Annotated in this window: 29 protein-coding genes; 18 read left to right on the forward strand and 11 right to left on the reverse strand. The window is 73.9% G+C overall.

What is annotated here, in order from left to right; genetic code table 11:
- Positions 1–29 precede the first annotated feature (29 nt).
- From AC2H4J_RS23240 to AC2H4J_RS23255, 4 genes are all read right to left on the reverse strand, one after another.
- A complete protein-coding gene (locus tag AC2H4J_RS23240; protein WP_487467296.1) occupies positions 30–302 on the reverse strand; it encodes a hypothetical protein in 273 nt (90 codons plus the stop codon).
- Positions 303–376: 74 nt separating this feature from the next.
- The gene (locus tag AC2H4J_RS23245; protein WP_487467297.1) at positions 377–817 is read right to left on the reverse strand and encodes a DUF4383 domain-containing protein; all 441 of its coding nucleotides are present in this window, start codon (positions 815–817) and stop codon (positions 377–379) included.
- Between the two features lie 120 nt (positions 818–937).
- Positions 938–2,662 (reverse strand): RecQ family ATP-dependent DNA helicase, encoded by a 1,725-nt coding sequence (locus AC2H4J_RS23250; protein WP_487467298.1) that lies wholly within the window; start codon positions 2,660–2,662, stop codon positions 938–940.
- Between the two features lie 62 nt (positions 2,663–2,724).
- Complete coding sequence (locus AC2H4J_RS23255; protein ID WP_487467299.1) at positions 2,725–3,954, reverse strand: DUF2786 domain-containing protein; 1,230 nt, start codon at positions 3,952–3,954, stop codon at positions 2,725–2,727.
- A gap of 90 nt (positions 3,955–4,044) precedes the next feature.
- Between AC2H4J_RS23255 and AC2H4J_RS23260 the strand changes: the two genes are divergently transcribed.
- From AC2H4J_RS23260 to AC2H4J_RS23285, 6 genes are read left to right on the forward strand one after another with little or no spacing between them, the layout of a single operon-like run.
- Positions 4,045–4,443 carry a TOBE domain-containing protein gene (locus AC2H4J_RS23260; protein WP_487467300.1) on the forward strand — a complete coding sequence of 133 codons (399 nt, stop codon included), beginning with the start codon at positions 4,045–4,047 and terminating at the stop codon, positions 4,441–4,443.
- 40 nt (positions 4,444–4,483) lie between these two features.
- Complete coding sequence (gene modA, locus AC2H4J_RS23265; RefSeq protein ID WP_487467301.1) at positions 4,484–5,266, forward strand: molybdate ABC transporter substrate-binding protein; 783 nt, start codon at positions 4,484–4,486, stop codon at positions 5,264–5,266.
- Positions 5,263–6,063 carry an ABC transporter permease gene (locus AC2H4J_RS23270; protein WP_487467302.1) on the forward strand — a complete coding sequence of 267 codons (801 nt, stop codon included), beginning with the start codon at positions 5,263–5,265 and terminating at the stop codon, positions 6,061–6,063. The genes modA and AC2H4J_RS23270 overlap by 4 nt, the downstream gene beginning before the upstream one ends.
- Positions 6,060–7,106 (forward strand): ABC transporter ATP-binding protein, encoded by a 1,047-nt coding sequence (locus AC2H4J_RS23275; RefSeq protein ID WP_487467303.1) that lies wholly within the window; start codon positions 6,060–6,062, stop codon positions 7,104–7,106. The genes AC2H4J_RS23270 and AC2H4J_RS23275 overlap by 4 nt, the downstream gene beginning before the upstream one ends.
- 12 nt (positions 7,107–7,118) lie before the next feature.
- On the forward strand, positions 7,119–7,706 hold the full coding sequence (locus AC2H4J_RS23280) for a nucleotidyltransferase family protein (protein WP_487467304.1): 588 nt from the start codon (positions 7,119–7,121) through the stop codon (positions 7,704–7,706).
- Positions 7,703–8,113 (forward strand): molybdenum cofactor biosynthesis protein MoaE, encoded by a 411-nt coding sequence (locus AC2H4J_RS23285; RefSeq protein ID WP_487467305.1) that lies wholly within the window; start codon positions 7,703–7,705, stop codon positions 8,111–8,113. Before AC2H4J_RS23280 ends, AC2H4J_RS23285 begins: the two co-directional genes overlap by 4 nt.
- Here AC2H4J_RS23285 and AC2H4J_RS23290 read toward each other — a convergent pair.
- Genes AC2H4J_RS23290 through moaA form a run of 5 tightly spaced genes read right to left on the reverse strand, consistent with a single transcriptional unit; the run spans position 8,110 to position 11,023 of the window.
- Positions 8,110–8,616: a GAF domain-containing protein gene (locus tag AC2H4J_RS23290; protein ID WP_487467306.1), complete on the reverse strand. Its 507-nt coding sequence runs from the start codon at positions 8,614–8,616 to the stop codon at positions 8,110–8,112. The two genes, AC2H4J_RS23285 and AC2H4J_RS23290, sit on opposite strands and share 4 nt — an antisense overlap.
- A gap of 49 nt (positions 8,617–8,665) precedes the next feature.
- Positions 8,666–9,496 (reverse strand): SMP-30/gluconolactonase/LRE family protein, encoded by an 831-nt coding sequence (locus tag AC2H4J_RS23295; protein ID WP_487467307.1) that lies wholly within the window; start codon positions 9,494–9,496, stop codon positions 8,666–8,668.
- 18 nt (positions 9,497–9,514) lie between these two features.
- Complete coding sequence (locus tag AC2H4J_RS23300) at positions 9,515–9,706, reverse strand: hypothetical protein (protein ID WP_487467308.1); 192 nt, start codon at positions 9,704–9,706, stop codon at positions 9,515–9,517.
- Positions 9,707–9,726: 20 nt separating this feature from the next.
- A complete protein-coding gene (locus AC2H4J_RS23305) occupies positions 9,727–9,969 on the reverse strand; it encodes a MoaD/ThiS family protein (RefSeq protein ID WP_487467309.1) in 243 nt (80 codons plus the stop codon).
- Position 9,970: 1 nt separating this feature from the next.
- The gene (gene moaA, locus AC2H4J_RS23310; protein WP_487467310.1) at positions 9,971–11,023 is read right to left on the reverse strand and encodes a GTP 3',8-cyclase MoaA; all 1,053 of its coding nucleotides are present in this window, start codon (positions 11,021–11,023) and stop codon (positions 9,971–9,973) included.
- A gap of 134 nt (positions 11,024–11,157) precedes the next feature.
- On the opposite strand from moaA, the gene AC2H4J_RS23315 reads away from it, so the two are divergent.
- The 6 genes from AC2H4J_RS23315 to AC2H4J_RS23340 all read left to right on the forward strand — a co-directional run bounded on the left by AC2H4J_RS23315 (position 11,158) and on the right by AC2H4J_RS23340 (position 18,294).
- Positions 11,158–12,399 (forward strand): MFS transporter, encoded by a 1,242-nt coding sequence (locus AC2H4J_RS23315; protein WP_487467311.1) that lies wholly within the window; start codon positions 11,158–11,160, stop codon positions 12,397–12,399.
- A complete protein-coding gene (locus AC2H4J_RS23320; RefSeq protein WP_487467312.1) occupies positions 12,396–13,256 on the forward strand; it encodes a tryptophan 2,3-dioxygenase in 861 nt (286 codons plus the stop codon). The genes AC2H4J_RS23315 and AC2H4J_RS23320 overlap by 4 nt, the downstream gene beginning before the upstream one ends.
- A 96-nt stretch (positions 13,257–13,352) precedes the next feature.
- Entirely contained in the window at positions 13,353–14,189 is an 837-nt protein-coding gene (locus AC2H4J_RS23325; protein ID WP_487467313.1) for an aldo/keto reductase, read from the forward strand.
- 174 nt (positions 14,190–14,363) lie between these two features.
- Positions 14,364–14,936, forward strand: coding sequence for a PadR family transcriptional regulator (locus tag AC2H4J_RS23330; RefSeq protein ID WP_487467314.1), 573 nt, complete (start codon positions 14,364–14,366; stop codon positions 14,934–14,936).
- Complete coding sequence (locus AC2H4J_RS23335) at positions 14,933–15,658, forward strand: ABC transporter ATP-binding protein (protein WP_487467315.1); 726 nt, start codon at positions 14,933–14,935, stop codon at positions 15,656–15,658. The genes AC2H4J_RS23330 and AC2H4J_RS23335 overlap by 4 nt, the downstream gene beginning before the upstream one ends.
- Positions 15,655–18,294 (forward strand): FtsX-like permease family protein, encoded by a 2,640-nt coding sequence (locus tag AC2H4J_RS23340; RefSeq protein ID WP_487467316.1) that lies wholly within the window; start codon positions 15,655–15,657, stop codon positions 18,292–18,294. Before AC2H4J_RS23335 ends, AC2H4J_RS23340 begins: the two co-directional genes overlap by 4 nt.
- A 27-nt stretch (positions 18,295–18,321) precedes the next feature.
- Here AC2H4J_RS23340 and AC2H4J_RS23345 read toward each other — a convergent pair whose 3' ends face one another.
- Complete coding sequence (locus tag AC2H4J_RS23345) at positions 18,322–19,131, reverse strand: DUF3097 domain-containing protein (protein WP_487467317.1); 810 nt, start codon at positions 19,129–19,131, stop codon at positions 18,322–18,324.
- A 304-nt stretch (positions 19,132–19,435) separates the two neighbouring features.
- Here AC2H4J_RS23345 and AC2H4J_RS23350 point away from each other — a divergent pair, with 304 nt between their 5' ends.
- Positions 19,436–20,239 carry a DUF2382 domain-containing protein gene (locus AC2H4J_RS23350; protein WP_487467318.1) on the forward strand — a complete coding sequence of 268 codons (804 nt, stop codon included), beginning with the start codon at positions 19,436–19,438 and terminating at the stop codon, positions 20,237–20,239.
- Between the two features lie 60 nt (positions 20,240–20,299).
- On the opposite strand, the gene AC2H4J_RS23355 is transcribed toward AC2H4J_RS23350, so the two are convergent.
- Positions 20,300–21,583: a M18 family aminopeptidase gene (locus tag AC2H4J_RS23355; protein ID WP_487467319.1), complete on the reverse strand. Its 1,284-nt coding sequence runs from the start codon at positions 21,581–21,583 to the stop codon at positions 20,300–20,302.
- An 86-nt stretch (positions 21,584–21,669) separates the two neighbouring features.
- Between AC2H4J_RS23355 and AC2H4J_RS23360 the strand changes: the two genes are divergently transcribed.
- From AC2H4J_RS23360 to AC2H4J_RS23380, 5 genes are read left to right on the forward strand one after another with little or no spacing between them, the layout of a single operon-like run.
- Entirely contained in the window at positions 21,670–22,584 is a 915-nt protein-coding gene (locus AC2H4J_RS23360) for an AAA family ATPase (RefSeq protein WP_487467320.1), read from the forward strand.
- Positions 22,577–23,680, forward strand: a complete 1,104-nt coding sequence (locus AC2H4J_RS23365; protein ID WP_487467321.1) for a vWA domain-containing protein — start codon at positions 22,577–22,579, stop codon at positions 23,678–23,680. The genes AC2H4J_RS23360 and AC2H4J_RS23365 overlap by 8 nt, the downstream gene beginning before the upstream one ends.
- On the forward strand, positions 23,673–24,794 hold the full coding sequence (locus AC2H4J_RS23370) for an XdhC family protein (protein ID WP_487467322.1): 1,122 nt from the start codon (positions 23,673–23,675) through the stop codon (positions 24,792–24,794). Before AC2H4J_RS23365 ends, AC2H4J_RS23370 begins: the two co-directional genes overlap by 8 nt.
- Positions 24,795–24,853: 59 nt before the next feature.
- A complete protein-coding gene (locus AC2H4J_RS23375) occupies positions 24,854–25,123 on the forward strand; it encodes a helix-turn-helix domain-containing protein (protein ID WP_487467323.1) in 270 nt (89 codons plus the stop codon).
- Complete coding sequence (locus AC2H4J_RS23380; RefSeq protein ID WP_487467324.1) at positions 25,120–25,779, forward strand: ClpP family protease; 660 nt, start codon at positions 25,120–25,122, stop codon at positions 25,777–25,779. Before AC2H4J_RS23375 ends, AC2H4J_RS23380 begins: the two co-directional genes overlap by 4 nt.
- Positions 25,780–25,795 lie beyond the last annotated feature (16 nt).

Consider the following 25,795-nt stretch of genomic DNA (forward strand, 5'->3'; position numbering starts at 1 on the left):
GCAACGTAACGGCGGAGGTGACCGGCGTCTCAGGCGGGGGCGTCGGGAGGCTCTGGATCCCCGGCGCAGAGCCACGCCACCAGTACCGGCGAGGAGAGGACCAGCAGCATGGCCAGCACGCCGAGCGTGACCCGGGCGGGGAGCAGCAGTGCCGGGATCAGCAGTGCCGGGATCAGCAGTGGGAGCAGCAGCCACGCGGCCGGGTGCCGGTGGCGGCGGCGCCCGCTCAGCAGCGCGGCGAGCGCCGGGTCGTCGTGCTCGAGGTAGGCGTCCAGCGCGGACAGGACCGGATCCTCGTCCATGACGCACTCCTTCCGCCCGCGCCAGAAGTGTGCGCCGGCGAGGGCGGAAGGCGGAAGGTGCGCGCGTGCGTCGGTCAGCGGGCGGCGTGGACGGCCGTGCGAACCGGCAGCAGTGCGATCACCAGGCCGACGACGGCGGTGAGGATGTGCAGGACGTTGTCGCCGGCGTTGATGTTGAGGAAGTCCCAGTTCTTGCCGACGGCGATGAGGCCGTAGACGAACAGTGCGGCGTACAGGCCGGCGAGGAGCCAGCCATAGGTACGGGCGCCGGCCAGCGTGCGGGCGAGCACGAGCCCGACGACGCCGACGAGGATGTGGGCGATGTTGTGGAGCGGGTTGATCATGAAGAGCCCGAGCAGCATCTCGTGCTGCTCGTTCCCGGCGAAGTTGTCGAAGCCGGTGACGAAGAATCCGACGATCCCGACGAGCAGGTAGACGGCTCCGAAGACCAGCGCCAGGATCTCCGGGACGCTCTTGCCCCGGCCCGTGGTGGTGTTGTCCGCAGCTGCGGCCATGTGTGGTTCCTCCTGGGAAGTGGTTCCGCCGGTGGTCCGGCGGTCAGGAGGCGGGATACCCGGCGCGCACGGCCCTATTCGTATTTCGCCCGATCGTGTGGCGCGCAACTTTCCCGCCGATCACCCCGGTGTGCGCGACCGGAGGAGGCCGTTCTCGGTGACCGCGACGAGCCCGAGGGTCTTGTAGCCGACCTCGTCGAAGAGGACGACGACCCGGTCGTCCTCCACCCGCATGACCACCCCGTTGCCCCACTCGGCGTGCTCGACCGGCGTCTCGACCGGGAAGGGAGTGTCGTGGTCGGCCGGGCCCGGGTTCGCCTGGGCGGTGCCGGCCGAGCAGTTGTCGCAGTTGCCGCACGGCTCGTCCAGTTGCTCGCCGAAGTACCCCAGCAGGAACTGGCGGCGGCACTCGATGGTCTCGGCGTACCCGCGCATCATCTCGACCCGGGACTGGTCGACCCGCTCGTGGTGCTCGGCCAGTTCGCGGGCTGCGGCGGCGGCCTCGCCCGGCGGCGGGGCGTGGTCGGCGGGATGCGCGGCGCCGTCCTCGTCCAGGACGACCGCGGACACCTGCTCCAGCAGGTTCAGGTCGCGCACCAGCGGGGTGGCCGCCCGTCCGGTCTCCTCCCGCAGGTCCTTGACGTCCACACCGTCGATGCCGGCAGCGGCCGCGGCCACCACGAGCCCGGCGACCTGCTGGAGCTCCTCCTCGGCGGGAGTGCCGGCGGCGAAGAACCGACGCAGCCCGAGGTCCTCCTGCCGGTAGACGAGGACGGCCAGGGCCGGCTTCCCGTCCCGGCCGGCGCGGCCGATCTCCTGGTAGTAGCTGTCGACGGAGTCCGCGGGCTCGGCGTGGACGACGAATCGGGTGCCCGGCTTGTCGATGCCCATGCCGAACGCGGTGGTGGCGACGACGACGTCCAGCTCGTCCTCCATCCAGGCGCGCTGGGTGTCCTCGCGCTCCGCGCGGCTCAGGCCGGCGTGGTAGGGCCGGACGCGGAGTCCGCGCTCGGTCAGGGCCTCGGCCACCTCCTCCGTGCTCCGGCGCGTGGCGCTGTAGACGATGCCGGGCCCTCGGCCCTCGCCGATCTCGGCGAGCACCCGGTCCAGGACGCCCTGGTCCTTGCCGTAGGCGTCGGCGTAGTGGTCGACCTCCAGGCGGATCTCCGGACGGTCGAAGCCGGCCACCACGACCCGGGCGTCGCGCATCTCCAGCCGCTCGACGATCTCGGCGCGCACCGGAGGCGCCGCCGTCGCGGTCAGCGCCAGGACCGTCGGGTGCCCGAGCTGCTCGACGACCTGGCCGAGGCGGAGGTAGTCCGGGCGGAAGTCGTGACCCCACGCCGACACGCAGTGCGCCTCGTCGACGACGAACAGGGCGGGCGCGGCCTCGCGCAGGGCGTCGACGACCTCGGGCTTGGCCAGCTGCTCCGGGGCGAGGAAGACGAAGCGGACCGATCCGTCACCCAGTGCCTCGAGGACCTCGCGCTGGTCGCCGGCGGACATCGTGGAGTTGAGCTGGGCCGCGCGCCCGGCCCGGTCCTCGATCTCCGACAGCCGGTCGACCTGGTCGCGTTGCAGGGCGATCAGCGGGGAGACGACGACGACTGGGCCGTCGAGCAGCTGGCCGGCCACCTGGTAGATCGCGGTCTTGCCGGCACCGGACGGGAGGACCGCGAGAGTGTCCTGCCCGGCGACGACCGACTGCATCGCCTCTTCCTGGCCGGGCCGGAACTCGTCGAACCCCAGGGTCTCGCGGGCGAACTCCCGGATGCGGCGGGTGCGGACCGACGCCGACCGGCCGGCGGGACTGTCGACGTCGTCCGCAGGGGAAGCAGGAGGCACCGACACCACCTCCCCGGCGTCCGTGATCGGCAAACGGTGGGGAACGCCACCGGCGAGGCGCGTCACCGCAGCGGTGACCGGTGACGCCCGACGTCGGCGCGCTCCGCCGCGGCGCGACCGGCGAACCAGCCGCCCGCGTCCACCGAGGACCTGCTCCGGCTGGAGCGCACGCGAGGGAACAGCTCGGCGACCCGCTCCTCCACCGCCGCCTGACGCGACCGCAGGACGGGCAGCAGGTCGACGCCGTGGGTGGCCCGGGCCTCGGCGCCGGCCTCGGCGGTGGCCCGCTCACGCGCCGTCGTGAGCCGTTCGCGGATCCGATGCGCGTAGCCGTGCAGGAACGAGCGGCGGAACGAGCGGGAGGCGGACCTGAGGCCTGCCGTCCGCTCGGCCGCCCCCAGTGCCTGCGCCACCTGGAGCAGGAGCGAGGTGAACAGCAGCTCGACGGCGTCGGCGTCCGTGCTCGCGCCGACCAGGTTGGCGATCCCGAGGGACTGGTACCAGACCAGCCGGACGTCGTTCGCCTCCGCGACGGCCGCGAGCAGCTGCATCTTGGCCCGCACGTACGGGTCCTGCACGTGTACCCGGCGGGTGCCCACCGCCGCGCGATGGGACGACGACGAGCCCGCCTCGAGCAGGGCGGCGTCGACCGCGTGCCTGGTCATCAGCTCCTGCGCCTTCGCGGTGAGCGCTTCGGCCTCGTCGGGGAACTCGGTCGACTCGGCCTTCGCCAGCAGGCCGCGGATGCGCCGCATCGCCCGGTCGTCCCCGGTGGCGGACGCGACCGTGGACCGGTCGCGAGGTGGTCCCCACCGCGAGGGTGGCGGCACCAGCACGTCGATCCGCACGGCGCCGCGCAGGAAGCCGATCAGCAGCAGGACGATCCGCCAGGCCTCCTCGGGCGTCCGTCGTTCTGCCCGGTGCCAGGCGGCGACGACGTCGGGGTCCTGTGCCGGCACGGCCCCGACCTCGCGCAGCTGGTCCAGCCACTCGTCCGGTGCGCGCGACGTCGCGTCGGTGCGGCGTGCGTGCTCGCCGATCAGCCTGACGACCAGCGTCACGGACCCGGCGGTGGCCGCCCGGCGGGCGGTATGGACGACGTCGGCGGGCTGCCAGCCCCGCTCCCACGTCTGGTCCAGGGCCTCCAGCAGCGCCCGTGTCGCGATCCCCCGGCCGTCGACCGAGGGATGGCGCGTCGCCAAGGTGGCCGCGAGCTCCCGGGCCAGGTCGGCGTCGCCGAGCAGACCGCTGCGGTCGAGGAGGAGGTCGGTGAGCCAGGCGTCGTCGAACATGTGGCCGATCGTCCCTGGTGCCACCGACGGGGAGACCGTTGCGCCTGTGGACGGAGGTCGTCGTCCACAGCTCCCTCTAGGGTCTTGCGCGTGGGCGCCACGACGTATCGCATCGCCGAGGCGGCGGAGCTGCTCGGGGTCAGCGACGACACCGTCCGCCGATGGATCGACAGCGGCCGGCTGCCGGCCCGCCGTCAGGGGACCGGCCCGGCGCAGGTCGACGGAGTGGCGCTCGCGCGGCTCGCGGCCCAGCTGCACGAGGCGCCGGAACCCGGGCTGACGCGGTCGTCCTCGGCGCGCAACCGGCTGGCCGGCATCGTCACCCGCGTGGTCCGCGACACCGTCATGGCTCAGGTGGAGATCCAGGCCGGGCCCTTCCGGCTGGTGTCGCTCATGTCGCGGGAGGCCGCCGACGAGCTCGGGCTGGAGACCGGGGTGCGGGCGGTGGCGACGGTCAAAGCCACCCAGGTGAGCGTCGACGTCCCCTAGTCTCTGCACCTGCGGAGATATCGACGCTAATCTCCCGCACATGCGGATCCGCAGCGTGGTCGTCTCCCTCCTGGCGTCGATGCTCGTCGCCGGCTGCGGGGGTGGCAGCCCCGCCGCATCGCCGTCAGCGGGCGGGGGACTCAGCGGGACGCTGACCGTGTTCGCCGCGGCGTCGCTCACCGACGTGTTCACCGGGCTCGGCAACCGGCTCACGGCCGACAACCCGGAGCTGGACGTGCGGTTCAACTTCGCCGGGAGCTCGGCTCTGGCCACCCAGCTCACCCAGGGCGCCCCCGCCGACGTGTTCGCCTCGGCCAACGACGAGCAGATGACGGTGGTCACCGATGCCGGGCTGCAGCGGGAGGACCCGGTGATCTTCACCGAGAACGTGCTCGAGATCGCCGTCCCGAAGGGAAACCCCGGTCACGTCACCGGGCTGGCCGATTTCGCGAAGCCGGATCTCACCCTGGCGATCTGCGCACCGGCCGTGCCGTGTGGCGCGGCCGCCCAGAAGGTGTTCCAGGCTGCGGGCGTCACCGCCGTCCCCGACACCGAGGAGGAAGACGTCAAGGCCGCGTTGACCAAGGTCCAGCTCGGTGAGGTGGACGCGGCGCTGGTCTACGCCACCGACGTGCAGGCGGCCGGGCCCGACGTCGAGGGCATTCCCTTCCCGGAAGCGGAGAAGGCGGTCAACCAGTACCCGATCTGCACCCTGCGGGCGGCGCCCAACCCGAAGGCCGCCCAGGCCTTCCTCGACCTGGTGCAGTCCGACGCCGGGCAGAAGGCGCTCACCGCGGCCGGCTTCCGTGAGCGCCCGGCGTGAGGCGGCGCGGCCTCGGCGTGCCCCTGCCGTTGCTGGTGCCGGCCGCGGTCGGCGTCGTCTTCCTCGTCCTACCGCTGCTCGGACTGCTCGTCCGGGCGCCCTGGTCGGACATCGGGCCCGCACTGGGCCGGCCGGAGATCGGCCAGGCGCTGCGCCTCTCGTTGCTCTCGGCCAGCCTGGCAACCGTGGTCTCGACCGTGCTCGGTGTGCCGATCGCCTGGGTGCTGGCGCGCTCCCGCATCCGCGGCCGGGCCGTGCTGCGGGCACTCGTCACCGTTCCGCTCGTGCTGCCGCCGGTGGTCGGCGGCGTCGCCCTCTTCCTGGTGCTCGGTCGGCAGGGGCTGCTCGGGCGGTGGCTGTTCGAGCACTTCGACGTCACGATCCCGTTCACCACCACCGCGGTCGTCATCGCCGAGACGTTCGTGGCCATGCCGTTCCTCGTGATCAGCGTCGAGGGCGCCCTGCGGGCCGCCGACGCCCGGTTCGAGGACGCCGCCGCCACGCTCGGCGCCGACCGGTGGACGACGTTCCGCCGCGTCACCCTGCCGATGGTCGCGCCCGGCGTCGCGGCCGGGGCGGTGCTCTGCTGGGCCCGCGCGCTCGGCGAGTTCGGCGCGACGATCACCTTCGCCGGCAACTTCCCGGGCACGACCCAGACCATGCCGCTGGCCGTGTACCTGGCGCTGCAGCACGACCCCGAGGCGGCGATCGTGCTCTCGCTGGTCCTGCTGGTCGTCTCGGTGGCCACGCTGCTGCTCCTGCGCGACCGGTGGCTGGGCCGGAGCCCGGTCGCATGAGCCTGTCCGCGCGGGTCGTCGTCCGCCGGGGATCGCTGGACCTGGACGTGGCCCTGGACGTCGCCGACGGCGAGGTGCTCGCCGTCCTCGGGCCCAACGGCGCGGGCAAGTCCACGCTCCTGCGTGTCCTCGCCGGGCTGCTGCCGCCCGACGGCGGCAGCGTCGTCCTCGACGGGCACGAGACCTGGGACGGCGGCCGGCACGTGCCCGCGCACCGCCGGGCGCTCGGCATGGTCTTCCAGGACCACCTCCTGTTCCCGCACCTCTCCGTCACCGACAACGTCGCCTTCGGCCTGCGCACCCGAGGGGTCCGCACGCACGCCGCCCGGGACACGGCACGGGCGTGGCTCGGCCGCGTCGGCCTGGACGGGCTCGGCGACCGCCGGCCCGGCCAGCTGTCCGGGGGGCAGGCGCAGCGGGCCGCGCTGGCCCGGGCACTGGTGGGCGAGCCGCGGGTGCTGCTGCTCGACGAGCCGCTGTCCGCGCTCGACGCGCGCACCCGGCTCACCGTCCGCGCCGAACTGCGCCGGCACCTGGCCGAGTTCGCCGGCAGCACGGTGCTCGTGACCCACGACCCGGTCGACGCGATGGCGCTGGCCGACCGGGTCCTCGTCGTCGAGGACGGACGGGTCGTCCAGGAGGGCACCCCGGCGGAGGTGAGCCGGCACCCGCGCACCGACTACGTCGCCCGTCTGGTGGGGCTGTCGCTCCTTCCCGGCACCGGTCAGGGCGCGGCCGTCCGCCTGGACAGCGGCGGCACGGTGGCGGTGGCCGAGGCGGCGGACGGGCCGGTGTTCGCCGCCATCCGCCCCGAGTCGGTGGCGCTGTACCTGGCCCGGCCCGACGGGAGCCCGCGCAACGTCTGGCCGGCGACGCTGGTCGGCGCGACGCCCCACGGGGCCACCGTGCGCTGCGAGCTGGCCGGGGAGGTGCCCCTGATCGCGGACGTGACGGAGACCGCCTTCGCCGAGCTCGGGCTCGTGCCGGGGGTGACCGTGTGGGCGACCGTGAAGGCCTCCGAGGTCGCCGTCTACGCGCGCTGAGAAGGTGGGCGGGTGAACTCACCGATCGTCGCCGCCGTCGTCCTCGCCGCGGGGGGCGGTCGCCGCTACGGGATGCCGAAGGCGTTGGTCGAGTACGAGGGCAGTCTCCTGGTCGAGCGGGCGGTGCGGACGGCGTCCGCAGTCTGCGACCCGGTGCTCGTCGTCCTCGGTGCGCAGGCGGTCGACGTGTGGCGGGCCGCCGATCTCGGCGGGGCCACCGTGCTCGCGAACAAGGACTGGGAGACCGGCATGGCCTCCTCGCTGCGGGTCGGCCTCGAGGGGATCCGCGGCTGGCCGGACCAGGTCGACGCGGCGCTGATCACCTTGGTGGACATGCCGGGGATGACGCCGGAGGCCCTGGAGCAGGTGCGCGCCGAGGGGTCGCCGGGCGCGCTGGCCGTGGCCACCTACGACGGCGTCCGTGCCCACCCGGTGCTGATCGGCCGCGAGCACTGGGACGGCGTCATCGAGACCCTCACCGGCGACGAGGGCGCTCGGAAGTACCTCGCTGCGCACGACGTCGTCGAGGTCGACTGCACGGGCCTCGCCGATCCGGCCGACCTCGACGTCCCGCCGCCCGGAGTACCTTCGGCGCCGTGATCGCGCAGGTCGTCGACGAGCCGCTCTCCGTGGCCGAGCACGAGGACGCCGTCGCCGACAAGGCGGCCGGTGCCGTGGTCTCGTTCGCCGGTGTGGTCCGCGACCACGACGGCGGCCGGTCGGTCACCGAGCTGGAGTACGTCGGCCACCCGACCGCGGCGGACGTGATCCGCGAGCTGGCCGACGAGTTCGCCGCCCGCCCCGACGTGCACGCCGTCGCCGTGTCGCACCGGATCGGGCTGCTCGGCATCGGCGACGTGGCCCTCGCCTGCGCGGTCAGCGCGTCGCACCGTGGTCAGGCGTTCGCGGTCTGCGCCGAACTCGTGGACGAGGTGAAGAAGCGGCTGCCGATCTGGAAACGGCAGGTCTTCACCGACGGCGAGGAGGAGTGGGTGGCCTGCCCCTAGGCGCGATCCTCGTCCGGGTGCGGCGGGGTGGGCGGTGGTGGCATCCCGGCCGCCAGCAGGGTGCTGAGCACGCGGGCGCTCATCTCCACGAGCGGTAGGTCGCGGGCGGCGCTGCGCGGCTTGGCCCGGAAGGCGATGCCGCAGACGGTGCCGAACAGCTCGAGGTCCGGATGGACCAGGGGGGCGCCGACGTAGGCGGCCGCGTCCCTGCCCAGTCCCTTCGTCCGCGACGCGTACTCCGGGACGGCCGCGGTCACCGTGGCTATCCGCGGCGCCGTGCCCTCGACCATCGCGTGGCAGAAGCTCTCGGCCCAGGGCAGCCGAGCCCCGGGGCGCACGGAGCCCTCGGGAAAGGCGGTGAGCACGATCTGGTGCCCGCCCTCCACGCGGGTCACCATCCAGACGTCCCAGCCCACGTGCTCGGAGAGGAAGCGCAGGATGCCCTCGGCCGCGGTCTGCCAGTCCGGCCACGGGGCCACGTCGACGATTCCCTCCGGAACCACGACGGTCGTTATTCCCGCGGGGGCGGGCGGCCAACCCTCGGGCGACGCGTCAGCCGGCGAACTCCCGCACCGGCCGCCCGGCCACTCCCACGTCCGCGCGGAACAGCGAGCCGGCGATCGGGTCGTCGCCCGGCGCCATCCCCTCGCGCGACGTGGTGATGAACAGCTGGTCCAGGTGCGGGCCGCCGAACGTGCACGCGGTGACCTGGGCGGTGGGCACCTCCACGGCGGCGTCGAGCGCACCGGCCGGGGTGTACCGGTGCACGAGCCCGCTGCCGTTCAGCGCCACCCACACGCCGCCGTCGGCGTCGACGGTCAGGCCGTCGGGCCGGCCCTGATCGCCCAGCCGGACGAACGGACGGCGCCCGGTGAGACCGGTGTCGCGGTCGTAGTCGAAGACGTCCACCCGGTGCGTCGCGGTGTCGTCGTAGTAGGCCAGTGATCCGTCGGGGCTCCAGTCCAGCCCGTTGGAGATGGTGACGCCCTCGAGCTCGGTGTGCACGACGCCGTCCGGGTCGAGCCGGTAGAGCGCCGCGGCGCCGGGCGTCTTGGCGTAGGCCATGGAGCCGCACCAGAAGCGGCCGTCGGGGTCGCAGCCGCCCTCGTTCATGCGCACCGCCGGATCGGCCCACACCGGGTCGAGCGGAGTGAGGGTGCCGTCGGGGTCCTCGAGGGCGAAGCCGCGCTCCACCGCGATCACCGCGCCGCCGCCCCGCCGGGGCCGCAGCGCAGCCGCGATCCGCCCGACGTGCCGGCGCGCGACCGTGCCGTCGTCGGTCAGGGACAGGACGTCGCCGGCGAGCATGTCGACCCAGCGCAGGCCGCCCCAGCTCTCCGACCAGACCGGGCCCTCGCCGTGGTAGGCGACCCGGTCGGTCACCCGCTCCGCACGCATGCGTCAGCGTGCGCCGGTGGGGTCCTCGCCGCGGTGCTCCCGGCGCTCGAGCTGTTCCTCCTCGGCCTCGGCCTCCAGCACGTGGGCCTCGCCGGCGACGGTGGCGGCCGCGTCGCCGTGCGACTGGCCGTACACCTGCTCGGCCCGGCCCAGCAGTTCCTCGGCCTTCGCCTTGGCCTTGTCGAAGAAGCTCATGCCGTCATCCTTCCGCCAGGTCATCCCCCGGCGAAAGGCGGGAGGACGTCCACGACCGCACCGGGTGACAGCTGCAACGCCCGGTTACGGGTCGAGGTTCCGTCGACGAGGAACGAGCACGCGGTCAGCACGCGCTCCAGCCGCTCGCCGTGGTCGGCCACGATCTGCCCGACCAGGTCGTCGAGGGACGTCGCGTCGCGGGTCTCGGCGTCGACTCCGGAGGCCGCCCGGGCCCCCGCGAAGTAGCGGACGGTGACGGGCACGTCAGCCCCCGATCGCCGACATCGGCCGGGACGGCTGCAGGAAGCTCGGGTCGTCGATGCCGTGGCCCGGGAGCTTGCTCAGGGTCGCGATCCGCCAGCGGTCGGCCAGCTCCTCGTCGGTGGCGCCCTCGCGCATCGCGGTCCGGAGGTCGGACTCCTCGCGGGCGAACAGGCAGTTGCGGATCTGCCCGTCGGCGGTGAGCCGCGTGCGGTCGCAGGCCCCGCAGAAGGACCGGGTCACCGACGCGATGACGCCGACCGTGGCCGGGCCGCCGTCGACCAGCCAGCGCTCGGCCGGTGCGGCGCCGCGCGGCTCGGTGTCGGGCGTGAGGGTGTACGCCGACGACAGCCGTTCGAGGATGTCCTCCGCGGTCACCATGCGGCCCCGGGTCCAGGCGTGGTGGGCGTCCAGCGGCATCTGCTCGATGAACCGCAGCTCGTAGCCGTGCTCGAGGCAGAAGTCCAGCAGCGGGACGGCGTCCACGTCGTTGATGCCGTGGAGCAGGACGGCGTTGACCTTCACCGGCGTCAGCCCGGCCTCCTGCGCGGCGGCCAGGCCGGCCAGGACGTCGTCGAGACGGTCGCGCATCGTGAGCTGCTTGAACCGGGCCGGGTCGACCGTGTCGAGGCTGCAGTTGATCCGGTCCAGGCCGGCCGCCGCGAGCGCCGGGGCGACGCGGGCCAGGCCGATCGCGTTCGTGGTGAGGCTGACCTCGGGGCGCGGCGCCAGCGCGGTCGCGGCCGCGACGATGCCGACCAGGCCCGGGCGCAGCAGCGGCTCGCCGCCGGTGAAGCGCACCTCGCGGATGCCCAGCTGCTCGACGCCGATCCGTACCAGGCGCCCGATCTCCTCGTCGGTGAGCACCTCGACCTTCGGCAGCCAGTCGAGACCCTCGGGCGGCATGCAGTAGGTGCAGCGGAGGTTGCACCGGTCGGTCAGCGAGACCCGCAGATCGGTGGCCACGCGGCCGTGCCGGTCGACCAGGCCGCCCGATCCCGGGACCGGGGCAGCACCGCGTACCACGGGGTCGGGCAGCGGGCTGGTCGCGGTCACACCCTGAATGTAGTGCGGGTTCGAGGAAAAGCACCGGTCGAGGGGAGAGGTGCCCGGCTAGGGTTGGCGCGCCACCCGAGAGACCGGCGGAGGATTTCCCGCACTCGCCCGTGGCCAGAGAGCGCGAGAGAACCGTGTCACCCCGCACCGTCTTCAGTCCCTATGTCCGCCTGTTCGCCGTGCCGGGATCGGCGGCGTTCTCGATCGCCGGCTGGGTCGGCCGCCTCCCGGCGCCGATGCTGGGCCTGGGCTCGGTGTTCCTGGTCGAGCAGGCCTCGGACAGCTACGGACTGGCCGGCGCGGTGTCCGGCACGCTCGCGCTGTCCTACGGCCTCGCGGGCCCGCAGTGGGCCCGCGCGATGGATCGCCGCGGCCAGGCGCCCGTCCTGCGCTGGGCCATGGCGGCCTTCCTGCTCACCGGTTCCGCCTTCGTCTCCGCGGTCGTGGCCGGCGGTCCGCGCTGGAGCTGGTTCGCCCTCGCCGCCGCGGTCGGTGCGACGGGGCCGAACATCGGCTCCCTGGTGCGGGCCCGGTGGTCGGCCGTGCTCGATCCGGCTGCGCGGCAGACGGCGTTCGCCTTCGAGGCCGTGGTGGACGAGGTCGTGTTCGTCGTCGGCCCGCCGCTGGTGACAGTGCTGGCGACGCTCATCGCCCCGCCCGTGGGCTTCCTGACCGGTGTCGTCCTCGGCGCCGGAGGCGGCCTGTGGCTGGCCTCGCAGCGGGCCACGGAACCGCCGCGGCACCCCCGCGACGCGGACGCACCGGCGCGCCGATGGTCGTCGGTCCTCACCCCGACCCTGCTCGTCGTCGTCGTGACGTACGGGGCCGTCGGAACCGTGTTCGGCGCCATCGACGTCGTGGTGGTCGGTTTCGCGCAGGCCCAGGGGGCTCCGGCGATGTCGGGCGCCGCGCTGGCGTTCTTCGCCGGCGGGAGCCTCGTGGCCGGGCTCGTGTACGGGCTGGCCCGGCTGCCCGGGACGCTCGCGGCGCGCTTCGTCGGCACCGCGGTCGCCTTCGGGCTGGCCGCGCAACTGCTCTGGACGGTCAGCTCGCTGCCGCTGCTGATCGCCTGCGGTTTCCTCGCCGGGCTGACGATCGCACCGGTGCTCGTGTCCGGCACGTCCCTGGTGGAGTCCCGGGTCGGCCCCGGTGTCCTCACCGAGTCCCTCGCCTGGACCATCACCGGTCTGACGCTCGGTGTCACGGCCGGCTCGGCGGTCGCCGGCGCGGCCGTGGACGCGTGGGGTGCCGAGGCGGCCTTCGCCGTCCCCGCGCTCGCCGCGGCGCTGGCCGCCGTCCTGGCGCTCTGCGGGGCCGGCGTGCTCGGCAGGGCGCCTTCCCCGCGCCGGCACGACGCAGGGATCCTGAGCCGGTGAGCACCAGGAAGCTGCGCGGGTCGGCGGCCCAGGGCGTCCAGGCCCCGGCCGAGCCCCTCGTCGAGTTCGCCGAGGTCACGCCGTACGAGCAGTACGTCGGCGTGCGCGAGCTGCAGGGCCTCGTCCGCACCGTGACCGATCACCCGGCCGAGCCGTCGTTCCTCGTCGTCACCCAGATCATGGAGCTGTGGTTCACCCTGCTCCGCCGGGAGTGGGAACAGGCCCAGCGGTGCCTGCGGGACGACGACCTGGACGGCGCGGTCGCGGCCATCCGCCGATCGGTGCACCACCTCCGCTCGCTGAACGCCACCTGGGGCTCGCTGATGTGGATGACCCCGGCGGAGTTCAACGGCTTCCGCGAGCAGCTCGGCGAGGCGTCGGGCTTCCAGTCCTACGAGTACCGCCACGTGGAGTTCCTGCTCGGGCTGAAGGCGGAGCCCGTCGTCCGCCCGCACCGCGCCCTGCCGGCCGTGTACGCGGACCTGCAGCGCGCCCTGGCGGCGCCGTCGCTCGAGGACGACGTGCACGTCTACCTCGCCCGCCGCGGGCTGCCGGTGCCCGCCGACGTGCTCCACCGCGACCGCACCGAGCCGCACGAGGCGCACCCCGCGCTCACCGCCCTGTGGGCCGACGTCTACGCCGATCCACGACCCGGCAACGACCTCTTCACCCTGGGCGAGGCGCTCACCGACGTCGCCGAGGAGTTCACGACCTGGCGCCAGCGGCACGTGACCGCGGTGCGGCGGGCGATGGGCGCCAAGCCCGGCACCGGCGGCTCGGCCGGGCTCGCCTGGCTCGAGCGCAGCGCCGCCCGCGTGGTCTTCCCCGATCTCTGGGCGGCGCGCACCGAGCTCTGATCGAGGCTCTGGTTGAGACGAGTGCCCTCGGGTAGCGGGGCTTGCAGGCAGGCGCCGGACTCGCGCGCCGCTCTCCCCGATCGGAAGGAACCCCCTGTGGCAACCGTGCCCACCCTGACCCTGAACAACGGCGTCCAGATCCCGCAGCTCGGGTTCGGCGTCTTCCAGATCAAGCCCGAGGACACGGTGAAGGCGGCGACCTCCGCCCTGGAGATCGGCTACCGGCACATCGACACGGCGCAGATGTACGGCAACGAGCGGGAGGTCGGCCAGGCGGTCCGCCACTCCGGGCTCCCGCGCGAGGACGTCTTCGTCACCAGCAAGCTGAACAACAACAGGCTCGAGCGCGACGACATCCTGCGCGCGTTCGACCAGACGATGTCCGACCTGGGCTTCGACTACCTCGACCTCTTCCTCATCCACTGGCCGCTGCCGGCCGTCGCCGACCACGTCGCGCGGTGGAAGGTGATGGAGGAGATCTACGCGAGCGGCCGAGTGAAGGCCATCGGGGTGTCCAACTTCCACCCCCACCACCTGCGCAACCTCTTCGTCGCCAGCGAGATCACGCCTGCCGTGAACCAGATCGAGGTCAGCCCGTTCCTGACCCAGGACGAGCTGCGGGCGTTCGACGCCGAGCACCAGATCGTCACCGAGGCCTGGTCGCCGATCGCCCGCGGCAAGGTGGCCGACGACCCGGTGATCGGCCGCATCGCCGAGCGGCTGGGACGCAGCCCCGCCCAGGTCACGCTGCGCTGGCACATCCAGCGGGGCGACGTCGTCTTCCCGAAGTCGGTGACGCGCAGCCGGATCGAGGAGAATTTCGCGATCTTCGACTTCGAGCTGGAGGACGCCGACATGACGGCGATCTCCGCGCTCGACCGCGGCGAGCGCACCGGCCCGAACCCGGACGAGTTCAACTATGTCCCTCGGTGATGCTGTGACACTGCGATCCTCCGGATCGCACCGCGGCCAGGAGCCTGGACCGGTCGAGTCGAGCGTGTCCATGTTCCGCGGCGGGAGGCCTCCGGCCCCCGCGCCGCAGAACATCCGCGAGTAGCGCGTTCGGGTACTTCCCCTCCGCATACTCAGTATGCATACTCCGTATCCATGTCCATCCGACACGGATTGCTGGCGCTCCTGGAGCGCGGTCCCAGCCACGGCTACCAGCTGCGGGCGGAGTTCGACGCGGCCACCGGCGCGACCTGGCCGCTGAACGTCGGGCAGGTCTACACCACCCTCGACAGGCTCGAACGCGACGGTCTGGTCGCGCAGGACGGGCCACCGGACGCCGACGGGCGCATCGCCTACCGGCTCACCGACGCCGGCCACGCCGAGGTGCGCACCTGGTTCACCTCACCGGTCAGCCCCAAGGCCGCGCCCCGGGACGAGCTGGCGATCAAGCTCGCGCTCGCCGTCACGACGCCCGGCGTGGACGTCGTCTCGGTGGTGCAGACCCAGCGGACGGCGACCATGGCGTCGCTGCAGGAGCTGACCCGGCTGAAGGTCCGTGGGGGCGGGGACGACCTCGCGTGGTCGCTGGTGCTGGACTCGCTCGTCTTCCGGGCCGAGGCGGAGATCCGCTGGCTCGACCACTGCGAGTCGCGGGTCGCCCGCGCCGCGCTGAACCGCCCGGCCCCGTCGGCGGCCGTCGAGACCGCACCGAAGGCGGTGCGGCGATGAGCGCGCCGGTGCTGCTGCTGTCGGGCGTCACCCGCGACCACGTCCAGGGCGGGACCACGGTGCACGCCCTGCGGGGTGTCGACCTCGCCGTCCGGGCGGGTGAACTGGTCGCCGTCATGGGCCCGTCCGGGTCCGGGAAGTCCACGCTGCTGCACATCGCCGGTGGCCTGGACACCCCGACGTCCGGCCGGGTGCTCGTCGAGGACCGGGACCTGGCGACGCTGTCGGCGGCGCAGGTGGCCGCCGTCCGCAGGCGCAGCGTCGGCTACGTGTTCCAGGACCTCAACCTGCTGCCCTCGCTGTCCGCCATCGAGAACGTCGCCCTGCCCCTGGAGCTCGACGGCGTCCGGGGCGGCGTCGCCCGGCGCACCGCCCGGGCCGCGCTCGAGGAGGTGGGCGTCTCGGCGTTGGCCGGCCGGTTCCCGGACGAGATGTCCGGCGGCCAGCAGCAGCGCGTGGCCATCGCGCGGGCCCTGGTCGGCCCGCGAAGGCTGTTGCTCGCCGACGAGCCCACCGGTGCCCTGGACTCGGCCACCGGTGAGGAGGTGCTCCGGGTCCTGCGGGCGCGGTGCGAGGCCGGGGCAGCCGGCGTGCTGGTCACCCACGAGGCACGGCACGCGGCCTGGGCCGACCGCGTGGTGTTCCTCCGCGACGGTGTGGTCGTCGACCAGAGCGGACCGGCCGCCGGCGCGGAGTCGCTGCTCGCCGGTGGTGCCGTGTGACCGCCTGGTTGGTGCGCTGGCGGCTGGCGCTGCGCATCGCCCGCCGCGACGCGCTGCGGCACAAGGGCCGGACACTGCTGGTGATCGCGATGGTCGCGCTGCCGGTGCTGGCGGTCGTCGCGGCGGACACCCTCAACCGGACCAACGACGTCAACCCGGTCGAGGCACTGCCCTCCCGGCTCGGCGCGGCCGACGTCCGGATCGAAGGGGCGTCCCGCGACCCGCTCTACGCAGATCCGGCGACCGGCGACGTGTACGCCACGAAGGATGCGGCCGACCCCGCCTGGACCCGGGAAGAGGTGGCGGCGGCGCTGCCCGCCGGATCGCGGATCGTGCAGTCGGAGACCGGCCGGATCACGTACCGCACCGGCCTCGGCTACGCGCCGGTCACCGGGATCGCCGACGATCTCACCGATCCGATGCGGACGGGCGCCGCGACCCTGATCGAGGGCCGGCTGCCCACCGCGGGTGACGAGGTGGCGGTCAGTCCGACGATCGCGCGCCGAGGGTTCGGCGTGGGGGACGAGCTCGAGCTGACCACCGGCGCCGTGCGCGTCCGGATCGTCGGAGTGGTCAGCGTGGGGGAGCAGGCGGGCGGACCGGTGGTCGTCCTGCCACCGGCGGACGCCGACCTGCTGCAGTCACCCGGCGCGGTCTTCTACGCCACCGTGCCGGGGGGGCTGGACTGGCCGGCGGTGCACGAGCTGAACGAGGCGGGTCTGGTCGCCGTCTCCCGCCCGGTGGTGCTCGATCCCCCGCCGACGAGCGCCTGGTTGCCGGCGGAATACGGGAGCGGCCCCTCGATCAGTTCCACGACGGCGGCCGTGCTGGCCCTGGTCGTCGTCTCGGTCGTGCTCGAGATCGTCCTGCTCGCCGGGCCGGCGTTCGCCGTCGGAGTCCGGCGGCAACGGCGCGACCTCGCCCTGGTGGCGGCGGCCGGAGGCAACCCGTCGGACCTCCGCCGGGTGGTCCTCGCCGTCGGGGTGCTCCTCGGCGGGAGCGCGGCCGTGCTCGGTGCCGTCCTCGGTGTGGGCGCCGCCCGGGCCGCGGTGCCGATCCTGGAGCGGCTGCGGAACGCGAGCTTCGGCCCCTTCGACGTGTCGCCGCTGGTCGTCGCGCTCGTGGTGCTCGTCGGCGTCGTCGCAGGGCTCGTCGCGGCGTACGTCCCGGCGCGCCAGGCGGCCCGCACCGACGTCGTCAGCACCCTGGCCGGCCGTCGCGGGCAGGTGCGCACCTCGTGGCGGTCGCCGGTGGCCGGGCTGGTGCTCTTCGCCGCCGGCATCGGAGCGGTCGTCCTCGGTGCGCGTGGCAACGAGGTGGGTGTGGCCGGTGGCGCCGTCCTCCTCGTCGTCGGCGTGGTCACCGCGGCGCCGTGGCTGGTCGGGCTGCTCGCCCCGCTCGCCCGGCGGCTGCCGACCAGCGGCCGGCTCGCGGTCCGCGATGCCACCCGGAACCGCAGCCGCACCGCGCCCGCCGTCGCCGCCGTCATGGCCACGGTCGCCGGCGTCACCGCGCTCGCCATCGGCAGCACGAGCGACAGCGCCCAGTCCCGCCGGGACTACCTGCCGCAGACGCCGATGGGAATGGCCACGCTCCAGGGTGACATGGACGAGCAGACGTGGACGGGGGTGGCGGGCATGCTGGCCGCCCAGGCCCCCGGCCGGGACGTGCACCGGCTCCGGGCCGTCCGGTTCAGCGGCACCGACGCGGCGACGGCGGCGATCACGCGGGCCGGCTGCACCGGTTCCGCCGGCGAGTGCCAGTGGTATCCGGAGGGTTTGGACCCGCGCTCCAGCACCGGCCCCGATCTGGTCGTCGCCGACGCCGCCGCCGTGCGGGCGGTCTATCCGGAGCCGGTGGCCGCGCGGATGGCGGCGGCCGTCGACAGTGGCCGGGTCGCCGTGCTCGGGGACGGCGCGGTGGGGCCGGACGGGTCGGTGCAGGTATCGGTCGTGCGGTACGACGACCGGGGCAACGCGTCGCAAGTAACGTCGGTCCCGCTGCCGGCCACCCGGGTCGCGGCACCCCGGGACGTCCCGCTGACCATGGCGTCGCCGGTGATCCCGCCCCTCCTCGCCGACCGGTTGCCGGTGGAGTTCGCCACGACGCAGCTCTTGATCGGGGGCCCCGGAGAACCGGTGACCCCGGCCGAGCAGCAACGGATGACGGAGATCCTCACCGCCCAGGCGCCCGCGTCCCACCTGTACGTGGAGCGGGGCTGGACGGACGGCCTGGCGACCCCGCGGCTGATCCTCGCCGGGCTCGGCGCCCTGCTGGTGCTGATCGCGACGTTCACCGCGACCGGCCTGGCGCTCGCCGATGCCCGGCCCGATTTCGCGACGCTGGCCGCCGTCGGTGCGGCACCACGCACCCGCCGGTTCGTGGCGATGGGGTCGGCCGCCGTGGTGGGGGGCCTGGGCGCGGTGCTGGGCGTGCTGGTCGGGTTCGCGCCGGGGATCGCCGTGACCGGGCCGCTGACCGTCCACGCCGGGTACGGCACGGACACTGCCGGCCCGGTGATCGTGATCCCGTGGCTGCTGCTGGCGGGGGTAGCGATCGCCGTGCCGATGCTCGCCGTCGCCGTGACGGGTCTCGTCGTCCGTTCGCGGCTGCCGATGGTCAGCCGGGTGGGGTGAGGTCCGGCTGCAGGAGTGCGGCCGGCGTCAGTCCGTGGTGACGAAGTCGATCAGCTCTTCCACCCGGCCGAGCAGCTCCGGCTCGAGGTCGGTGAAGCTCGTGACCCGGGCGAGGATCCGCTGCGCCCAGACGTAACCGGTGTCGTCCTCCCAGCCCAGCCGGCGGCACACGCCTTCCTTCCAGGACTCGCCCTTCGGCACCACCGGCCAGGCCGGAATGCCGACCACCGACGGCTTGACGGCCTGCCAGATGTCGATGAACGGGTGGCCGACCACCAGGGCGTGCTCCCCGGTGATCTGCTCGGCGATCCGCGACTCCTTCGAGCCCCGCACCAGGTGGTCGACGAGTACGCCGAGCCGGCGTCCCTGGGTCGGCCGGAACTCCTTCACGATCGCCGGCAGGTCGTCGACGCCGTGCAGCGGTTCCACGACGACGCCCTCGACCCGCAGGTCGTGACCCCAGACCTTCTCCACCAGTTCCGCGTCGTGCTTGCCCTCGACGTAGATGCGGCCGGCGCGCGCCACCCGTGCCCGCGCGCCGGCGACGTAGGTCGAACCGGACGCGCTGCGCATCGGGCCCGACGGTCCCTTCTGCTTCGGCCGGACGAGCACGACGGGGCGCCCGTCCACCCAGAAACCCGGGCCGAGGGGGTAGCCGCGGACCTTGCCGAAGCGGTCCTCCAGGTGGACGACGTCCTTCTCGCACCGGATCACGGCGCCCACGAAGCCCGAGCTCGGGTCTTCCACCACGAGGTCCTTCTCGGCCTCGATCGAGGGGGCCGGCTTCTTGACGGTCCGGGGATGGACGAGGCTGTCGTACGGAGAGCGGGGAGGCACCGGTCGACGCTAAGCAGCAACCCCTGCCGGTTCCCGGACGACGCGCCGGACCGGGTCCGACACGACACGCCGGTCGGAAGGCAGAGGTGCGGAGAGTGACGACGCCGTCGCGGTCTTGCGGCACCGGGTTGCGCGCCACCGAAAGGTCGGCTGACCAGCACGAATGCAGCGGCGACGGGTCGACGGTCGACCGGCGATTAGGTGTGTCTTTGCATCACGTACAGGACGTTCCTGTTTCGTCGGAGCGACGACGGTCACCCAGACGAGTGACCGCACACCCGTTCACGGACAGGAGCGCACACACATGATCGGCACCGACACCATCAGCCGAGTGATCGGCCAGGACGTCTACGACGAGTCCGGCGAGAAGATCGGGTCCGCCGCCGAGGTGTACCTCGACGACGAGACCGGGCAGCCGGAATGGGTCACCGTCCGCACCGGCATGTTCGGCACCAAGGAGTCCTTCGTCCCGATCCGGAACGCCGACCTCACCAACGACGGCGTTCGTGTACCCGTCACCAAGACCCAGGTGAAGGACGCCCCGAAGATCGACACCGACGGCCACCTCTCGCCGCAGGAGGAGCAGGAGCTCTACCGCTACTACGGCATGGGCACCGGCACCGGTACGGAGACCGCCGGCTTCGAGACGACCGACACCGGGATGCGCAACATGGGTGGCGCCGAGACTCGCGGCACCGTCGGCCACGACACCTCCGGCCCCACGACGGACGACGCCATGACCCGGTCCGAGGAGCGCCTCAACGTGGGCACCCGGTCCGAGGAGATCGGCCGCGCCCGGCTGCGCAAGTACGTCGTCACCGAGAACGTCACCGAGACCGTCCCCGTCACGCGGGAAGAGGTCCGCGTCGAGCGCGAGCCGATCACCGACGCCAACGTCGGCAACGCCATGGACGGTCCCGCGATCAGCGAGGAGGAGCACGAGGTCACGCTGCACGCCGAGCGGCCCGTGGTCGAGAAGGAGGCCGTGCCGGTCGAGCGCGTCCGCCTCGACAAGACCACGGTGACCGACCAGGAGCAGGTCGCGGAGAACCTCCGCAAGGAGGAGATCGAGGTCGAGGGCGCGACGGACACCGACCGCCGCATGTGACCCGACCGCACCCGTAGAACGACGGCGGCCGCCCGGGACACCCCCGGGCGGCCGCCGTCGTCAGCTCTCCAGGCAGGCGGTCAGGGCGGCGACCATCAGCGGGACGTCGAGTGCGGAGACCAGCTCGCGGCAGGAGTGCATGGCCAGCGTGGGAGCGCCGACGTCGACCGTGGCGATGCCCAGCCGGGTCGCCGTCAGCGGCCCGATCGTGCTCCCGCACGGCAGGTCGGCCCGGCTCACGAAGTGCTGGACCGGCACGCCGGCCTCGGCGCAGCGCTCGGTGAACCAGCCGCCGGTGACCGCGTCGGTCGCGTAGGCCTGGTTCGCGTTCAGCTTCAGCACCGGGCCGCCGCCGAGCTGCGGGCGGTGCTCCGGCTCGTGCCGGTCGGAGCGGGTCGGGTGCACGGCGTGGGCCATGTCGGCCGAGACCAGCACCGAATGGGCGACGGCGCGGTGCACCGCCTGGGGGTCGCCCGGATCGGTCGCGGCGGCCAGCCGCGCGACGACGTCCTCGAGGAAACTCCCGCGCGCCCCGGACATGGACCCGCTGCCGACCTCCTCGTGGTCGTTGCACACGAGCACCTGGGTGCGCTGCCCCGCAGCGGCCGCGAGCAGCGCCAGCAGGCCCGAGTGGCAGCAGCCCTGGTTGTCCAGCCGGGGTGCGGCGATCCAGCTGCCGTCCGCGCCGGTGGCAGCAGCGGGCTGGACGTCGGTGAGCACCAGGTCGTGCCCGACCACGTCGGTCAGGTCGGCGCCCACCGCGTCGGCCAGCGCCTCGGCCAGGCCCGGCTCGGTGCCGAGGTCGCGGTCCCAGACCGGCACGAGGTGCCGCTGCGGATCGAGGGTCAGCCCCTCCTTCACGCTGCGGTCGAGGTGGATCGCCAGCGAGGGCAGCCGCAGGGGTGCGCCGGCCAACCGGACCAACTCCGTCCGCCCTCCCCGCAACGCCACCCGGCCGGCGACCGTGAGCTCGCGGTCGAGCCACGTGTGCCACAGGCCGCCGCCGTACGGCTCGACCCCGATCAGCCGGTACCCGGCCTGGCGGACGTCGGAGTGGGGGCGGACCTTGAACGTCGGCGAGTCGGTGTGGGCGCCGATGATGCGCAGTCCGGCTTCCGACAGCGGCCGGCTCCCCAGCCGGAACGCGACCAGGCTGCCGGACCGGACCACGTAGTGACCGGCCCCCGGCGAGGGCGCCCAGGAGTCGGTCTCGGCCAGTTCGGTGAACCCTGCCGCCGCGAGCCTGCGGGCCAGCTCGGCCACCGCGTGGGCGGGGGAGGGCGAGGCGTCGACGAAGGACCGCAGGTCGTCGCCCAGGAGGAACTCATCGGTGGAAGCCGGCATGGCTGCATCGTCCCGTGCGCGCGTGGGACGTCGCCGACCGGCCTCGCCCGGCCACCGGTCCGCCCGCGGGTGGGATGCTCGCAGATGTGAGCGAGCCCACCGTGCAGCCGATCGTCGCCGAACCCGCGGACTTCGCCGGACCGGACGACCTGGCGGCGGCCCTGGAGAAGACCGGTTACCTGCCCGACGAGGGGCTCGCGACGGCGGCCTACCTCGCCCTGGTCATGCACCGGCCGCTGTTCCTGGAGGGCGAGGCCGGCGTGGGGAAGACCGCGCTGGCCCACGCGCTGGCCGAGGTGACCGCCCGCCCGATCTACCGGCTGCAGTGCTACGAGGGCCTCGAGGCGAGTCAGGCGCTCTACGACTGGGACTTCGGCCGCCAGCTGCTGCACCTGCGCGCGGCCGAGGCCGCCCACGCCAACCAGGACACCGAGGCGCTCGAGGCGTCGCTGTACGACCGGCGCTTCCTCCTCGCGCGGCCGCTCCTGCAGGCGCTGGAGGACTCCCCGAGCGTGCTGCTCGTCGACGAGGTCGACCGGGCCGACGACGAGTTCGAGGCCTTCCTGCTGGAGGTCCTCTCGGACTTCACCATCTCGATCCCGGAACTGGGCACGGTCCGGGCGGTCACCCCGCCGCTGGTGATCCTCACGTCCAACCGCACGCGCGAGGTGCACGACGCCCTCAAGCGCCGCTGCCTCTACCACTGGCTGGAACATCCGGAGTTCGACCGCGAGGTCGCGATCCTGCGCCGGCGGTTGCCTGAGGTGACCGAGCAACTGGCCCGCGAGGTCGCCCGAGCCACGGCGAAGCTGCGCACGCTGGACCTGCTCAAGCCACCCGGCATCGCCGAGGCGATGGACTGGGCCACCGCGCTGCACACCCTCGGCGCCCGGGACCTCGACCCGGATCTCGCCGCGCGCACGCTCGGCGCCGTCCTCAAGTACCGCGAGGACACCGACCGGGTGCACGCTCTCGCGCGGGGAGCGCTCTTCGGTGCGTGACGTCGTCGAAACCGCCCTCGGGTTCGCCCGCACCCTGCGCCACGCAGGTGTGTCGGCGTCGCCCGATCGCGTCGAGGCGATGCTCGCCGCGCTCGGAGCGCTGGACGTGCTGGACGCGACCGACGTGTACTGGGCGGGCCGGCTGACGCTGTGCGGCGGCCCGGACGACCTCGATCGCTACGACGCGGCGTTCGCGGCGTACTTCGCCGGCGAGGCGCCGCGGCCGGCACGCCCGCAGGAGCGCAGCCGCCCCCAGCTGACGACGACCGCGCCACTGGAGTCCGGCACCGGCCAGGACGACGACGCCCCCGATCCGCCCGAGCTCGCGACCCAGGCCAGCGCCGACGAGGTGCTGCGCCACCGGGACGTCGCCGAGATGACGGTGGCCGAGCGCGACCACCTGCGCCGGCTGTTCGCGCTGCTGCGCCCGGCGACGCCGATGCGGCCGGCCCGGCGGCGGCGGCCGAGCCCGCGGGGCGCCGTCCATCCGTCCCGGACGGTGCGGCGGGCGCTGCGCGACGGCGGCGAGGTGACCCGGCTGCTGCGCCGTCGGCGCACCCCCCGGCCGCGCCGCGTCGTCCTGCTGATCGACGTCTCCGGATCGATGTCGCCGTACGCGGACGCCCTGCTGCGGTTCGCGCATGCAGCCGTGCGGGCGCGACCGGCGTCGACCGAGGTGTTCACCATCGGCACGCGGCTGACCCGGGTGACCCGGGAGATGCGGCTGCGCGACCCGGACAAGGCACTGGCGGCCAGCGGTTCGGCGATCCCCGACTGGTCCGGCGGCACCCGGCTCGGCGAGGTGCTCAAGGCGTTCCTCGACCGGTGGGGTCAGCGCGGCACGGCCCGCGGCGCCGTCGTCGTCGTGTGCAGTGACGGCTGGGAGCGTGGCGGCACGGAGCTGCTCGCCGAGCAGATGGTGCGGCTGCGCCGGCTGGCGCACGCGGTCGTCTGGGTGAACCCGCACAAGGGCCGCAGCGGCTACGAACCGCTGACCGGGGGGATGGTTGCCGCGCTGCCGTCGATCGACCATTTCGTGTCGGGCCACAGCATGGCCGCGTTCGAGGAGCTGACAGGAGTGATTCAGCATGCGTGAGGTACTGGACGAGCTGGTCGGCTGGTGGCAGGCGGGGGAGACGGTCGGGATGGGCACGGTCGTGGCCACCTGGCGCTCCGCCCCGCGCCCGGCCGGCGCCTCGATGCTCGTCGGGCCCGACGGGACGGCGGTCGGCAGCGTCTCCGGCGGCTGCGTCGAGGGTGCGGTCTACGAGGAGGCCAAGGACGTCGTCGCCACCGGCGAGCCGACGCTGGAGCGCTATGGCGTCAGCGACGACGACGCGTTCGCCGTCGGCCTGACCTGCGGCGGCATCCTCCACGTGTACGTCGAGTCGATCTCCCGCGAGTCGTTCCCCGAGCTCGGGGAGGTCGCCGAGTCGGTCGGTCGGCACGAGCCGGTCGCCGTCGTCACCGTGGTCAAGGGGCCCGACGACCGGCTGGGCCGGCGGCTGGTGCTCTGGCCGGACCGCGCCTCGGGCACGCTCGGCCTGCAGCGCCTGGACGACGCGGTCACCGCCGACGCGCGCGGCATGCTGGCGGCCGGCCGCACCGGCATCCTGCACTTCGGTCACGACGGCGAGCGGCGGGGCGACGACCTGGAGCTCTTCGTGAACGCGTTCGCGCCCCGCGCGCGGATGGTCGTGTTCGGCGCCATCGATTTCGCCGCGGCCGTCGCCCGGGTGGGCGCCTTCCTCGGCTACCGGGTGACCGTCTGCGACGCCCGGCCGGTGTTCGCGACCCCGAAGCGATTCCCGGACGCCGACGAGGTGATCGTCGAGTGGCCGCACCGGTATCTGCAGGCGGAGGTCGACGCCGGCCGGATCGACGAGCGCACGGTGCTGTGCGTGCTGACCCACGACCCGAAGTTCGACGTCCCGCTGCTGGAGGTCGCGCTGCGGATCCCGGTCGCCTACGTCGGGGCCATGGGGTCGCGGCGCACGCACGAGGAGCGGGAGGCGCGGCTGACCGAGGCGGGGCTGACCAAGGAGGAGATCGGCCGGCTGTCCTCGCCGATCGGCCTGGACCTGGGCGCCCGGACGCCGGAGGAGACCGCGGTGTCCATCGCCGCGGAGATCATCGCGGGCCGCTGGGGCGGCACCGGGGAGCGGCTGGCGGGCATCGACGGCCCCATCCACGCGACCGCCGATCGCTGAGCCTGTCGCCCCGCGGTGACCCCTGGCCGGCATAGCGGAGAAGGGATACCTTTTCCGCTATGTCGTCGACGCCGCGACGCAGCAACTTCCCGGGCCTCGCAGCCCGGTCGGAGCGCCGGCACGAGCTGATCGAGGAGCTGGTCCGGGCCCGCCGGGAGAGCGAGCTCAGCCAGACGCAGATCGCGGCGCGCATGGGGACGTCGCAGTCGGCCGTCGCTCGCCTGGAGAGCGGCGAGCTGGACGCACGGCTGTCCACGCTGGAGCGCTACGCGGCCGCGCTCGGCCGCACCGTCGACTGGCAGGTCCGATCTTTCGAGGAGGAACGATGAGCCGACCCCTGGGCACGAACCCCTTTCCGCCGCAGCCGCCCGAGCCTCCCGCTCCGCCGCCGTCCCCCTGGCTCCCCGGTCCGCGGCCGGTCCCCGGCGCCCCATCGACGGCCTCAGCCTCGCTGACCATCGGGATGCAGGACCCGCTGGGGGAGCGACTGCTGGCGCAGCGGGTGCTCGCCCTGGCCGGCGAGCTCGACGCCGAGACGGTGAACCGGGCCGTGGCCACCCTCGCGCTCTTCGACGCCGACGGCGACGCACCGGTGAGCCTGCGCCTGTCGGGCGTGAGCGCCGATCTGGACGCCGCACTGACCCTGGTGGACGCGCTCGATCTCATGGGCGCACCCGTGCACGCCACCTGCCTGGCCACGCTCACCGGCCCGGCCGTCGCGCTCCTCGCGGTGGCCGATCGCCGGATCGCCGGCCGCCACGCCACCGTGCACCTCTGCGAGCCCCGCTCGCCGCACGGCATCCACGGCCGCGAGCTCGAGACCCTTGCCGCCGGGCGTGCCCGGCAGCTGCGCCGCCTGCAGGACCGGATCGCCGAGGCCTGCGGGAGACCGGCGGACGAGATCGCCGCCGACATGCGGGCCGGGACGCTGCTGACGGCCGACGAGGCCCGCGACTACGGCCTCCTCGACCGGACGCAGCCCTGAGCGGGCCCGACCTGCA

The organism is Blastococcus sp. OS1-29 (assembly GCF_057628075.1).

Excerpts from the sequence above, each read along its gene's own strand:
- AC2H4J_RS23380 (WP_487467324.1), top strand. The coding sequence starts at position 25,120 with ATGAGCCGACCCCTGGGCACGAACCCCTTTCCGCCGCAGCCGCCCGAG.
- AC2H4J_RS23300 (WP_487467308.1), bottom strand. The coding sequence starts at position 9,706 with ATGAGCTTCTTCGACAAGGCCAAGGCGAAGGCCGAGGAACTGCTGGGC.
- AC2H4J_RS23350 (WP_487467318.1), top strand. The coding sequence starts at position 19,436 with ATGATCGGCACCGACACCATCAGCCGAGTGATCGGCCAGGACGTCTAC.
- AC2H4J_RS23245 (WP_487467297.1), bottom strand. The coding sequence starts at position 817 with ATGGCCGCAGCTGCGGACAACACCACCACGGGCCGGGGCAAGAGCGTC.
- AC2H4J_RS23240 (WP_487467296.1), bottom strand. The coding sequence starts at position 302 with ATGGACGAGGATCCGGTCCTGTCCGCGCTGGACGCCTACCTCGAGCAC.
- AC2H4J_RS23370 (WP_487467322.1), top strand. The coding sequence starts at position 23,673 with ATGCGTGAGGTACTGGACGAGCTGGTCGGCTGGTGGCAGGCGGGGGAG.
- AC2H4J_RS23335 (WP_487467315.1), top strand. The coding sequence starts at position 14,933 with ATGAGCGCGCCGGTGCTGCTGCTGTCGGGCGTCACCCGCGACCACGTC.
- modA (WP_487467301.1), top strand. The coding sequence starts at position 4,484 with ATGCGGATCCGCAGCGTGGTCGTCTCCCTCCTGGCGTCGATGCTCGTC.
- AC2H4J_RS23275 (WP_487467303.1), top strand. The coding sequence starts at position 6,060 with ATGAGCCTGTCCGCGCGGGTCGTCGTCCGCCGGGGATCGCTGGACCTG.
- AC2H4J_RS23375 (WP_487467323.1), top strand. The coding sequence starts at position 24,854 with ATGTCGTCGACGCCGCGACGCAGCAACTTCCCGGGCCTCGCAGCCCGG.
- AC2H4J_RS23330 (WP_487467314.1), top strand. The coding sequence starts at position 14,364 with ATGTCCATCCGACACGGATTGCTGGCGCTCCTGGAGCGCGGTCCCAGC.
- AC2H4J_RS23255 (WP_487467299.1), bottom strand. The coding sequence starts at position 3,954 with ATGTTCGACGACGCCTGGCTCACCGACCTCCTCCTCGACCGCAGCGGT.
- AC2H4J_RS23355 (WP_487467319.1), bottom strand. The coding sequence starts at position 21,583 with ATGCCGGCTTCCACCGATGAGTTCCTCCTGGGCGACGACCTGCGGTCC.